Origin of the sequence: Streptococcus sp. 23.2, from assembly GCF_016648665.1 — a bacterium.
Lineage (GTDB): Bacteria > Bacillota > Bacilli > Lactobacillales > Streptococcaceae > Streptococcus > Streptococcus salivarius_E.
In genome coordinates this window covers 17,417-29,995 of sequence record NZ_JACLQJ010000006.1, presented here as the reverse complement: position 1 = coordinate 29,995, position 12,579 = coordinate 17,417, and the positions used below count along the sequence as shown (strand labels likewise).

The window sequence follows — 12,579 nt, the reverse complement described above, 5'->3', positions numbered from 1 at the left end:
GGAGGACATCACGTGTCAAAGAAACGATTATATGAAATCGCAAAAGAGGTTGGTGTAGAAAGCAAGGTTGTTGTTGCAAAAGCTCAAGAACTTGGTCTTTCTGTGAAGAGCCATTCCTCATCAGTTGAAGAAGCTGATGCTAATCGTATCACTTCAAGTTTAAAAGGGGGAACAGCTAAGGCTGAAAGCAAGCCAGCTCCTAAAGCGACACCAACTCCTAAAGAGGAAAAGGTAGCGCCTAAGGTTTATAAGGTACCTGTTGCCAAATCAGCTCCAGCTAAAGAAACATCAAAGGCTGAAGTCAAAGAAGCCCCTGCGACTCCGAAAAAACCACAAAGCCGTAATTTTAAGGCAGAACGTGAAGCACGTGCCAAGGCAGAAGCAGAGCGTCGTCAAAACGGCGGAGGCCGTGACAACCGTAATCGTAACCGAAATCAACAAGGGAACGATCAAGGTAAACGTCAGAATAATGATCGTCGCAACCAAAATGGAAATGGTCAAGGCAACCGTAATAATGGGAACCGCGGTAACAATAGTAATCGTGACCGTAATTTCCAAGGTAAACAGCGCAATGATCAAGGTCGAAATAAACGTAACGATGCTGCCCGCAACAATCAGGCAGGTCCACGTATTGACTTTAAAGCGCGTGCAGCAGCCTTGAAAGCAGAGCAAAATGCAGAATATTCACGTCAAAGTGAAACACGCTTCCGTGAAGAAAAAGCTGCAGAGCAACGCCGTGCGAAAGAGCAAGAAAAGGCAAGAAAAGAAAAACAACAGGCTGAAGTCGCTGCTCAAAAAGCAGTTGCTGAAGCTAAGCCAGCTCCCAAACCAGCACCGGCTGCTCAACCAGCTCCAGCTGCGCAAGCACAAGATACACGTCGTAAAAAGGCACGTCCAGATAAATCACGTGATAATCGTCGCGAGAATGAAGATGGACCTAAGCAAACAAGAAATAATAAGTGGAATAATCAAAACCAAGTGAGAAATCAACGAAATAGTAACTGGAATAAAAACAAAAATAAAAAAGGTAAAAATAACCGTGGTAATTCAGCTCCAAAACCAGTAACAGAGCGTAAATTCCATGAATTACCAAAAGAATTTGAATACACTGAAGGCATGACGGTTGCAGAAATCGCAAAACGTATTAAACGTGAGCCAGCTGAAATCGTTAAGAAACTCTTCATGATGGGTGTTATGGCAACTCAAAACCAATCTCTTGATGGGGATACTATTGAGTTGTTGATGGTTGACTACGGTATTGAAGCAACCAAGAAAGAAGAAGTCGATAATGCTGATATCGAACGTTTCTTTGTTGACGAAGACTACCTCAATAAAGATGCTATGGTAGAACGTGCACCAGTTGTTACTATCATGGGACACGTTGACCATGGTAAAACAACCCTTCTTGATACCCTTCGTAACTCACGTGTTGCGACTGGAGAAGCTGGTGGTATCACACAGCATATTGGTGCCTATCAAATTGAAGAGGGTGGTAAGAAAATCACCTTCCTTGATACTCCAGGACACGCGGCCTTTACATCTATGCGTGCCCGTGGTGCTTCTGTTACAGATATTACTATCTTGATTGTCGCTGCGGATGACGGTGTTATGCCACAAACTATTGAAGCCATCAACCACTCTAAGGCTGCTGGTGTTCCAATCATTGTTGCGATTAACAAGATTGATAAACCAGGTGCTAACCCAGAGCGTGTAATCGGTGAATTGGCAGAGCATGGCGTTATCTCAACTGCATGGGGTGGGGATAGCGAATTCGTTGAAATTTCAGCGAAGTTTGGTCAAAATATTGAAGAATTGCTTGAAACAGTTCTTCTTGTGGCTGAAGTGGAAGAACTTAAAGCTGACCCAACAGTTCGTGCCATCGGTACCGTTATTGAAGCGCGTTTGGATAAAGGTAAAGGTGCGGTTGCAACCCTCCTTGTTCAACAAGGTACTTTGCATGTTCAAGACCCAATCGTTGTTGGTAATACCTTCGGACGTGTCCGTGCTATGACCAATGACCTTGGTCGTCGTATTAAGACTGCAGCACCATCAACACCAGTTTCAATTACTGGTTTGAACGAAGCGCCTATGGCGGGTGACCATTTTGCCGTTTATGAAGATGAAAAAGCAGCTCGTGCAGCCGGTGAAGAACGTGCCAAACGTGCCCTTATGAAACAACGTCAACAAACACATCGTGTTAGTCTTGATAACCTCTTTGATACCCTTAAAGCTGGTGAATTGAAGACTGTTAATGTTATCATCAAGGCCGACGTACAAGGTTCTGTTGAAGCCTTGGCAGCATCACTTCTTAAGATTGATGTTGAGGGTGTTCGTGTTAATGTTGTTCACTCAGCAGTAGGTGCTATCAACGAATCTGATATTACTCTTGCGGAAGCTTCAGATGCTGTTGTTATCGGATTTAACGTTCGTCCTACACCACAAGCACGTCAACAAGCGGAAACTGATGAAGTTGAAATTCGTCTTCACAGCATCATCTACAAGGTTATCGAAGAAATCGAAGATGCCATGAAAGGGATGCTTGATCCTGAATTTGAAGAAAAAGTCATTGGTGAAGCTATTATCCGTGAAACCTTCAAAGTTTCTAAAGTCGGAACAATCGGTGGCTTCATGGTTACTAGTGGTAAAATCACTCGTGATTCAAGTGCCCGTGTGATTCGTGATGGTGTCGTTATTTTTGATGGTAAATTGGCAAGCTTGAAACACTTTAAAGATGACGTTAAAGAAGTCGGAAACGCTCAAGAGGGTGGTTTGATGATTGAAAACTATAACGATATTAAAGTTGATGACGTTATCGAAGCTTACATTATGGAAGAAATTAAACGTTAATTTTGTTAGCTTTAAAAAAAGCTTACTTAGGAGACAAAGCTAGGTCATCTGGCCTGGCTTTTGTTCCATCATAATAAGAGAGAAAGGATAAGACTATGGGAAATTCATTTCGTGTAGACCGTGTTGGTATGGAAATCAAACGTGAGGTCAATGAAATTCTTCAAAAGAAAGTTCGTGACCCACGTGTGCAAGATGTCACTATCACAGATGTGCAAATGCTAGGCGATTTGTCAGCTGCTAAGATTTTTTACACTATTCATTCAACCTTGGCCTCAGATAACCAAAAAGCACAAACTGGTCTTGAAAAGGCTACTGGGACAATCAAGCGTGAACTTGGTAAAAAATTGACTATGTATAAGATTCCGGATTTGACCTTTATTAAAGATGAGTCTATCGAATACGGTAATAAAATTGATGAAATGCTTCGTAATTTGGAGCGTAAAGACTAAGAAAAAATTCCTGTCAGTTATGGCAGGAATTTTGCGTTATAATAGAATAAAAAGGAGAACTTCAATGAAAGTAACGGTCTATTTGGGAGCTAATATGGGTGACAATCCTAGCTTTAAGAAAGCAACGATTGCCTTGGGCCAGTGGATTGCTAAAAATGGGCATACTCTAGTCTATGGTGGTAGTAAGATGGGGCTGATGGGAGTTCTTGGTGACACTATTTTGGAAAATGGGGGAGAGGCTCATGGAATTATGCCGCAATTCCTCAAAGATAGGGAGATAGCTTATGAGGGATTGACTTCAATGACCATAGTAGAAACCATGGCAGAACGAAAGACTGCTATGCTAGAGCAAGGAGACCTCTTTATCGCCCTTCCAGGAGGTCTAGGAACACTGGAAGAAATTTCTGAAGCTATTGCAGCTGCTCGCGTCGGTAAGCTGGACAAACCCTGTGTTTTCTTCAATCTCAATGGCTATTATGATGCTATGAAAACAATGTTGGATACCATGGTTACTCATGACTTTTTAGAGGCTGAAACAGCAGCAAAATTCCTCTTTACAGATGATTTTTCAGAAATTGAAGCTTTCGTCCAGTCCTACACGCCTCCTCAATTGAGACGTTATCGGTAGTATTGCTTTAACTAAATGCTTACAAATATTTCTTAGCGACTTCTATATCGCCAGCATAGTTATCACGTTTCCCATTTACGATTTGGAAAGCATCAGCACCTTTACCGGCAATAACCACAGCATCTTTGGAGTCTGTAGTCTCAGATATTGCTGTTTTGATTGCTTCTTCTCGATCAACAATGATACGTACCTCACGGTTGATGTGACTGGCAATTTCTTGACAGATAGCAAGAGGATCCTCCTTGTTAGGATCGTCGGCTGTTAGGAAGACATCAACATCAGGGTAGGTATTGAGGACATGTCCGAAGTCTTTACGACGACTTTCACCTTTATTTCCAGGAGCCCCTAGAATTAGGCTAATATGGCCATCTTGATGGCTGGTTACGACTTGTAAGAGCTTATCTAGGCTATCTCCATTGTGAGCATAGTCCACAAAAACCTTGGCTCCTTTAGTTTGTGTAAGAACTTCCATACGCCCTGGAACAGAGGTCTGAGTAATCCCTTCTTTGATGTCTTGAAGGCTAGCTCCAAGACGTAGGCAGGCTAGACCTGCAGCCATAGCATTGTCCTGGTTAAAGTCACCTATAAGTTGGATATCATAGTCGCCGGCTAATTTCCCACTTGCCTTAAAGCTAAAACCTGAGCCATGTTTAACAGCATTGTCGGAGTTTTTACCATAGAAGTCATGCTCTTTATCCGCAACTTCCTCAGCGACAAAAGCAAAGTGATCCATACCGCTATTGACGATAACAACTCGACTGTTTTCCAAGAGAAGACGCTTATGGTAGAAGTAGTCTTCAAAGGTTGGATGTTCAATAGGTCCAATATGGTCTGGGCTGATGTTAAGAAAGACACCCACATCAAAAGTCAGTCCATAGACACGCTTAGTCAGATAGGCTTGACTTGAGACTTCCATAATCAGATGGGTCATGCCATTATCAACAGCTTCAGCCATCATACGGAAAAGATCCAAACTCTCAGGTGTTGTTAAGGTAGACTTGAAGAAGTTTTTTCCGTCTAATGTCGTGTTCATGGTTGAAAGCATAGCAGGTTTATGACTTTGCTTGAGAATATTGAAGGCAAAGTAGGCTGCTGTTGTTTTCCCTTTTGTCCCAGTAAAAGCCAGTAATTTAAGCTTGTCTTGAGGGTATTGGTAGAAGGCCTGAGCAACGAGGCTCATAGCCTGTTTAATATCTGATACGATAATGGCAGGTATTCCCACTTGATAATCTTTCTCAGCCACGTAGAAACTCAAGCCAGCTTTGACAGCATTCTCTAAAAATTCAGGCTTAAAGGCAGCCCCTTTGGCAAAAAAGAGGGAAGATGGTGTGACATCACGACTGTCGTAAGAAAGATGATCAAAAGTCACTCCAGTCCATGAATAGTAGTAGTTGTCTTGGTCAATAATATCTCGAAAATTACGGTCCTTTTTGAGAACCTCTAGAACTTGTTCAATAGTAATCATAGTTCCTATTTTAGCCTTAATGTTCTTGTTTTACAAGTCACAGCCAAAAGTTTATAATAAACTAGATTATATTTTATTCTTTAGAAAGAAAATTATGACTGAAACTAAAACTGACACACAGCAGCAGCAGATGCTAAGAGGGACGGCGTGGATGACAGCATCCAATATTATCAGTCGTCTATTAGGGGCACTTTACATTATTCCTTGGTATGCTTGGATGGGTAAACAGGGCGACCAAGCCAATGCCCTCTTTGGTCAAGGGTATAACATTTATGCCCTTTTCCTTTTGATTTCTACAGCAGGGATTCCAGTCGCAATTGCCAAACAGGTGTCTAAATACAACACTCTTGGAAAGATGGAGACGAGTTTCTTCTTACTCAAGCGTATCTTGTATTACATGATTGGTCTCGGATTGATCTTTGGCGTTTTCATGTACTTTGCTTCGCCGTGGATGTCTTACCTTTCTGGGGGAGATGAGGATCTGGTTCGCGTAATGCGTAGTCTTTCTTGGGCAGTTGTTATTTTCCCATCCATGTCTGTTTTACGAGGCTTTTTCCAAGGCTTTAACAATATGAAGCCATATGCCTTAAGTCAGATTGCGGAACAGATTATCCGTGTTATTTGGATGCTGTTGGCTACCTTCTTCATCATGAAAATTGGGACAGGCGATTATGTGACGGCAGTTGTCCAATCGACTTTTGCCGCTTTCATCGGTATGTTGGCTAGTTATGGGGTGCTTTTCTTCTACCTTTGGAAGGAGGGCAAGCTCAAGAGCCTTTTTGGCAAGCAGGCTGTTCATCCGGATATCAATCCAACTGCAATTGTTATTGAAACCTTTAAGGAAGCTGTCCCTTTTATTATCACTGGATCTGCTATTCAGCTTTTCCAACTGATTGATCAATGGACCTTTATCCGTACTATGGAGAAGTTTACAAGCTATAGTAACAGTCAACTTCAGGTTCTCTATGCTTACTTGTCTTCAAACCCAAGTAAGATTACCATGATTTTGATTGCCGTTGCTCTTTCTATTGCCGGGGTTGGGATTCCACTCTTGACGGAAAATATGGTTAAGAAAGATCTTAAGGGAGCGGCTAAACTGATTATCAATAACCTACAGTTGCTTTTGCTCTTTATTGTTCCTGCTATTGTGGGGTCAGTGATTTTAGCTAAACCACTTTATACAGTTTTTTATGGGGCCCCAGATAGTCAGGCCCACTTGCTATTTGTAGCCAGTCTGATTCAAGTTATTTTCTTGGCCTTGTATAGCGTTTTAGCACCAATGCTTCAGGCAATCTTTGAAACCCGTAAAGCTATTAACTATTTTGCGATTGGGGTTTTAGTTAAGGCTGTTCTACAGTTGCCATTGATTATTTTCCTAGGAGCCCTTGGCCCTGTTATTTCAACAGCCATCGGTTTAGGTGTTCCAATTGCTCTCATGTATAATCACCTCCACACTGTTACGCACTTTAGTCGTAAGACAGTGTTTAGAAAAGCCTTGCTCATCTGTATCCTTACAGTACTCATGGCTATTCCAGTTGCGGTCTTCTATTGGTTGTTCCAGTTTGTACTGTCACCAACAAGCCGTATGGGTAGTGTGATTTACTTGGTCATTGGAGGAGGCCTTGGAATCGGTGTCTATGGCGTTCTTGCTCTTGTAACTCGTATGGCTGATCACTTGCTTGGTGCCCGAGCTGCTAGTCTGCGTGCTAAATTACATATTAAATAAGATTTAAACCAAGTTGTGTGGCTTGGTTTTTTTCTTTTCAACAATTTCTGAAAAAGGAGTATAATGAGGGTGAAAAAATGAAATCGTTTTAATGATTTAGAATCGAGGAAAGGATTATGGTTGATTCTAGACAAGAAAATATAAAATTAGGGACCTATCCTCCCGAACAAGTTTACCAAGTCTTGCAGACAAGCACTCAAGGTTTGAGCTTACAAGAGGTTAAGGAGAGGCAGGCGACTTATGGCCCTAACCAATTGAAGGAAAGTAAGAAGGAGCCTATTTGGCTGGTCTTTTTCAGGCATTTTACCAGTCTTATGGCACTCTTATTGTGGGTCGGTGGTTTTATCGCTATGCTTTCTCATAGTTTAGAGTTGGGGATTGCAATCTGGTTGGTCAACATTATTAATGGTCTCTTTAGCTTTATTCAAGAATATAGAGCAAGTCAGGCTACGGCAGCTCTTAACAAGCTTCTTCCAGCCTATACGCGAGTTCTTCGTGATGGTAAGGAGGATAAGATTCTAGCTCAGGACTTGGTGCCAGGTGACTTGGTTTTCATTGAAGAAGGAGACCGTATTTCTGCAGATGGACGCTTGGTCGCCGTGACAGATTTGCAGGTTAACCAGTCTGCCCTCACTGGTGAGTCTAATCCTATTTATAAGTCAGATCAAGCAGATTTGACTCCCGACAAGACTGAGTTAGAATATGACAATATGGTATTTGCAGGGACGACAGTCTCTTCTGGTTCTGGACATTTTATAGTATCTGCTATCGGTATGAAAACTGAGTTCGGACAAATTGCAGACTTGACGCAAAACCTAGCTCAGGAAAAAAGTCCACTGCAAAAGGAACTAGACCATTTGACCAAACAGATTTCGGTCATCGCAGTATCTGTAGGTCTCTTCTTTATGGTGGCAGCGACTCTATTTGTCCATCAGCCTTTGTCTCAAGCCTTTATTTTTGCATTGGGGATGATTGTGGCCTTTATTCCAGAGGGACTTCTTCCCACAGTTACTCTCTCTCTAGCCATGGCAGTTCAGCGTATGGCTAAGGATCATGCTTTGGTTAAGAAGTTGTCTTCGGTAGAGACACTAGGAGCAACTTCTGTTATTTGTTCGGATAAAACAGGGACTTTGACGCAAAATGCTATGACGGTTAACCACCTGTGGACCTTGTCAGACAGTTATGGGGTAACTGGGCTAGGTTACGCACCGGAAGGGCAGATTGAGCAGGAAGGACAACCTGTTTCTCTTGAAGAAAATGAGCTCCTTAATCGTTTGGTCAGATTCTCACATTTGGCTAGCAATGCTCAAGTTGTAGCTCCTAGTGCTGATAATCCCAATTATACGATTTTAGGTGATCCGACGGAGGCTTGTCTTAATGTTCTCGCTGAAAAAGCAGGAATTAATTTAAATGACAATCATACTTGGGCCCCTCGCATCAAGGAAATTCCCTTTGATTCTGATCGTAAACGGATGACAACAGTGCATAAGCTTGAGTCAGGATTGGATGGTAGTTATCATATATCTATCACCAAAGGTGCTCCAAAAGAAGTGATGGAGCTTTGCTCAGATTACTTTGATAATCAAGGGATGATTAAATCATTGACAGCTACTGAGCGTCAGGCTATCCTTGCGGCTAACGATAAGTTTGCCCGTGATGGTCTACGTGTTTTAGCTGTGGCCTATAGACCTTTAGATAGCGAGCATATTGGAGAAGACCGGTGGGACATGCAGACCCTGGAGGACAGTATGGTCTTTCTAGGTTTAGTTGCCATGAGTGATCCGCCACGTCAGGGGGTGCGAGAGGCTATTGAGAAATGCCATAGAGCTAGTATTCGTATTATCATGGTAACAGGTGACTATGGTTTGACAGCTCTCAGTATTGCCAAGAAAATCGGAATTGTACAAGGTGATGATGCGCGTGTTGTTTCGGGACTTGAACTAGCTGCCATGGATGACGACCAGCTCAAAGAAGCGCTTAAAGGGGAAATTGTTTTTGCTCGTGTAGCACCTGAACAAAAATACCGTGTGGTCAATGCACTTCAGGAGCTTGGTGAGGTTGTCGCTGTTACTGGTGATGGTGTTAATGATGCCCCTGCCCTTAAAAAAGCTGATATCGGTGTAGCTATGGGGGTATCGGGAACCGATGTTGCCAAGGAATCTGCGGATATGATCTTAACAGATGATCATTTTGTTTCGATTGTACATGCTGTTGAAGAAGGTCGTGCAGTTTATAGAAACATTCAAAAATTCCTGACTTATATTTTTAATTCCAACACGCCAGAAGCCGTACCCTCTGCTTTCTTCTTGTTCTCTTTGGGACGCATACCTCTTCCCTTAACGGTTATGCAAATCCTAGCTATTGACTTGGGGACAGATATGGTACCTGCTTTGGGATTGGGGGTTGAACCACCTGAAGAGGGCGTTATGGATAGACCGCCAAGACGTCTTTCAGATCGCTTGCTCAATCGACAATTATTGATTAAAGCTTTTGTCTGGTATGGACTGATTGAAGCAGCCTTAGCTATGGGAGCTTTCTTCCTTAATTATTGGGTTAATCAAGGTAATTTAAACCATTTGGCCAGCTCAGGTCCTCTTTATCGAGAGGCAACCACTATGACCTTAGGTGCTATTATCTTTACCCAAATTGGTATGGCTATGAATAGTCGTAAAGGTAGAGGGTCTATATTCCAAGTTAAACCATTTGCTAATCGGATTATTAGCTTAGGGATTGTTTTAGAAATTGTTCTCTTTATCATCCTGTCTTACGTGCCTTTCTTCCACACGCTATTTAACACTGCACCTATTGGACTTGATGATTGGCTCTATTTACTTGCTTGTCCGTTTGTTATTATGGCTTTGGAAGAAATCAGATATCGCTTATTTGATAAAAAGTAAGTCAGTAGCTTACTTCGGATTGCAGCGAGACTTTTAAATCATTTCTTAGTGCTTGAAACTATGATGTTTCAGGCACTTTTTGATGCTTGAAAATCTACTTTAGACAATCTCAAAAATTGGCCTTATTTTAAATTAGAGTCAGTATCTATCTGTCTTTTTAGGTTATAGAAATAAACTATAACTAACTATCAAGAATCCGTATGATGAACTTACCATTATTTTCAGAAAATAGTGATAAAATAGAGGTCATAGATATGGATTATATCCACTTTACCATGTAGAAAGGGCACATTATGACACAAGAATATCAATTAGAAACCATTTTGGCACACGCAGGAATCAATTCGGATGAAGCAACAGGAGCCTTGGCTTCACCGATTCATTTTTCAACAACCTACCAACATCCAGAATTTGGCCATTCTACTGGTTTTGACTATACACGAACTAAAAATCCAACACGCGCAACAGTGGAAAAAACACTTGCAGCTATTGAAAAAGCAGATTATGCTATTGCGACAAGTTCAGGGATGAGCGCCATTGTTTTGGCCTTTGAAATTTTCCCAGTAGGTAGCAAGGTTGTAGCTGCGCGTGACCTTTACGGAGGCTCTTTCCGTTGGTTTAATGACAAGGAAAAAGAAGGTCGCTTCTTTTTTGAATACACTAATACCGAAGACGAGATGATTGCGGCCATCACTGATGATACTGATATTGTCTACATCGAAACACCAACAAATCCACTTATGATTGAGTTTGATATTGAAAAAGTGGCAAAAATTGCTCATGATAAGGGTGCAGTGGTTATTGTTGATAATACTTTCTATAGCCCAATCTATCAAACACCGATTACTCAAGGTGCTGATATCGTTGTACATTCAGCTACTAAATACCTATCAGGTCATAATGATGTTTTGGCTGGTGTTGTTGTGACTAGCAACCAAGAATTTTACGATAAACTTTATTATAACCTCAATACTACGGGTCCTACCTTATCACCATTTGATAGCTATATGCTCATGCGTGGTCTTAAGACCTTAAAACTTCGTATGGAGGCATCGACAGCTAATGCTCAAGAAGTTGTAGCTTTCTTAGAAAAGTCACCGGCTGTTAAGGAAGTTCTCTATCCAGGCAAGGGTGGGATGATTTCCTTCAAAGTGGCTGATCAAGACAAGATTCCAACCATTATCAATTCTCTAAAGGTCTTTACCTTTGCGGAGAGCCTAGGTGGTGTCGAAAGCTTGATTACCTACCCAACGACACAAACCCACGCAGATATTCCAAGTGATGTACGTGCTTCCTATGGTTTGACAGACGACTTGCTTCGTCTTTCAATTGGTATTGAAGCAGCACAAGATTTGATTGCTGACTTGGAAAATGCCCTTAGTCTTTAAGGAGTTATCTATGACACGTTATGATTTTACAACACAACCAAATCGCTTGAATCAAAACACCATGAAATGGCACGAAGCTGAAAGTAATCCAGAACTCCTTGAGCTTTGGGTTGCTGATATGGACTTCCTACCTGTTCCTGAGATTAGGGATGCAGTCATCAACTATGCTGAGACACATATTTTTGGTTATCCTTATCCAAGTGATGAGCTTTATCAGTCCATTATTAATTGGGAAAAAAATCAACATGGTTATGTCGTTGATAAAGAGAGTATTGTGCTTATTGAAGGTGTTGTCCCAGCCATTTCAACAGCTATTCAAGCCTTTACGAAAGAAGGCGATGCTGTTCTCATCAATACACCAGTTTATCCGCCTTTTGCTCGTTCTGTCCGTTTGAATAATCGTCAGTTGATTGAGAATAGTCTTGTTAAGGTTAATGGGCATTTTGAAATTGATTTTGAACAATTGGAACGTGATATCGTCGATAATGAGGTTAAACTTTATGTTTTCTGTAGCCCACATAACCCAGGTGGGCGTGTCTGGACTAAGGAAGAATTGACCAAGGTGGCAGACCTCTGCCAAAAACATGGTGTCCTTTTAGTATCTGATGAAATCCACCAAGATTTAGCCTTATATGGGAATAAGCATATCTCTATGAATACCATTTCAGATGCTTACAAGGACTTTACCTTGGTGCTTAGTTCGGCCACTAAAACCTTTAATATTGCTGGTACTAAAAATAGTTTTACTATCATTGAAAATGAAGCCTTACGTAAAGCCTTTAAACAAAAGCAATTGGCAAATAATCAACATGAAATTCCAACCATTGGTTTGATTACAACGCAAGCAGCTTTGACCTATGGGCAACCTTGGTTAGAGGAATTGAAGACTGTCTTTGAAACTAATATTGACCTTTTAACCAAGGAACTTAGTGAAAAGACTAATATCAAAGTCATGAAACCTGAGGGAACCTACTTGGTATGGCTTGATTTTTCAGCCTATGATCAAGATCATAATGAACTTGGACGCTTGCTTAAAGAAGAAGCCAAGGTAGTGCTAAATGACGGTATTACCTTTGGTTCCGAAGGAGAAAAACATTTCCGTTTTAACGTAGCTACACCGACTACTGTTGTTGCAGAAGGGGTGAAACGCCTCGTTTCTGTCTTTGGAAAATAAGAAAA

8 protein-coding genes are annotated in these 12,579 nt (G+C 41.5%); 7 read left to right on the top strand and 1 reads right to left on the bottom strand.

The genetic code is table 11. The features are described 5' to 3' along the window. Positions 1-12 precede the first annotated feature (12 nt). The 3 genes from infB to H7T98_RS04620 all read left to right on the top strand — a co-directional run bounded on the left by infB (position 13) and on the right by H7T98_RS04620 (position 3,924). Positions 13-2,847: a translation initiation factor IF-2 gene (gene infB, locus H7T98_RS04630; protein ID WP_038675312.1), complete on the top strand. Its 2,835-nt coding sequence runs from the start codon at positions 13-15 to the stop codon at positions 2,845-2,847. A gap of 95 nt (positions 2,848-2,942) precedes the next feature. Continuing rightward, the gene (gene rbfA, locus H7T98_RS04625) at positions 2,943-3,296 is read left to right on the top strand and encodes a 30S ribosome-binding factor RbfA (RefSeq protein WP_002883798.1); all 354 of its coding nucleotides are present in this window, start codon (positions 2,943-2,945) and stop codon (positions 3,294-3,296) included. A gap of 64 nt (positions 3,297-3,360) precedes the next feature. Further along, entirely contained in the window at positions 3,361-3,924 is a 564-nt protein-coding gene (locus H7T98_RS04620; protein WP_060973188.1) for a TIGR00730 family Rossman fold protein, read from the top strand. Between the two features lie 19 nt (positions 3,925-3,943). On the opposite strand, the gene H7T98_RS04615 is transcribed toward H7T98_RS04620, so the two are convergent. Continuing rightward, positions 3,944-5,389: a UDP-N-acetylmuramoyl-L-alanyl-D-glutamate--L-lysine ligase gene (locus H7T98_RS04615; protein ID WP_175057405.1), complete on the bottom strand. Its 1,446-nt coding sequence runs from the start codon at positions 5,387-5,389 to the stop codon at positions 3,944-3,946. Between the two features lie 94 nt (positions 5,390-5,483). Between H7T98_RS04615 and H7T98_RS04610 the strand changes: the two genes are divergently transcribed. The 4 genes from H7T98_RS04610 (at position 5,484) to H7T98_RS04595 (ending at position 12,574) form a co-directional block, all read left to right on the top strand. Beyond that, on the top strand, positions 5,484-7,115 hold the full coding sequence (locus H7T98_RS04610; protein ID WP_070575944.1) for a polysaccharide biosynthesis protein: 1,632 nt from the start codon (positions 5,484-5,486) through the stop codon (positions 7,113-7,115). A gap of 116 nt (positions 7,116-7,231) precedes the next feature. Beyond that, positions 7,232-10,012 (top strand): cation-translocating P-type ATPase, encoded by a 2,781-nt coding sequence (locus H7T98_RS04605; protein ID WP_070575947.1) that lies wholly within the window; start codon positions 7,232-7,234, stop codon positions 10,010-10,012. A 293-nt stretch (positions 10,013-10,305) separates the two neighbouring features. Then, positions 10,306-11,400 carry a cystathionine gamma-synthase gene (locus H7T98_RS04600; RefSeq protein ID WP_038675324.1) on the top strand — a complete coding sequence of 365 codons (1,095 nt, stop codon included), beginning with the start codon at positions 10,306-10,308 and terminating at the stop codon, positions 11,398-11,400. Positions 11,401-11,410: 10 nt separating this feature from the next. After that, positions 11,411-12,574 (top strand): MalY/PatB family protein, encoded by a 1,164-nt coding sequence (locus tag H7T98_RS04595; RefSeq protein WP_038675327.1) that lies wholly within the window; start codon positions 11,411-11,413, stop codon positions 12,572-12,574. Positions 12,575-12,579 lie beyond the last annotated feature (5 nt).

Coding starts and splice junctions, on each gene's coding strand:
- rbfA (WP_002883798.1), top strand. CDS start 2,943: ATGGGAAATTCATTTCGTGTAGACCGTGTTGGTATGGAAATCAAACGT.
- H7T98_RS04620 (WP_060973188.1), top strand. CDS start 3,361: ATGAAAGTAACGGTCTATTTGGGAGCTAATATGGGTGACAATCCTAGC.
- H7T98_RS04615 (WP_175057405.1), bottom strand. CDS start 5,389: ATGATTACTATTGAACAAGTTCTAGAGGTTCTCAAAAAGGACCGTAAT.
- H7T98_RS04610 (WP_070575944.1), top strand. CDS start 5,484: ATGACTGAAACTAAAACTGACACACAGCAGCAGCAGATGCTAAGAGGG.
- H7T98_RS04605 (WP_070575947.1), top strand. CDS start 7,232: ATGGTTGATTCTAGACAAGAAAATATAAAATTAGGGACCTATCCTCCC.
- H7T98_RS04600 (WP_038675324.1), top strand. CDS start 10,306: ATGACACAAGAATATCAATTAGAAACCATTTTGGCACACGCAGGAATC.
- H7T98_RS04595 (WP_038675327.1), top strand. CDS start 11,411: ATGACACGTTATGATTTTACAACACAACCAAATCGCTTGAATCAAAAC.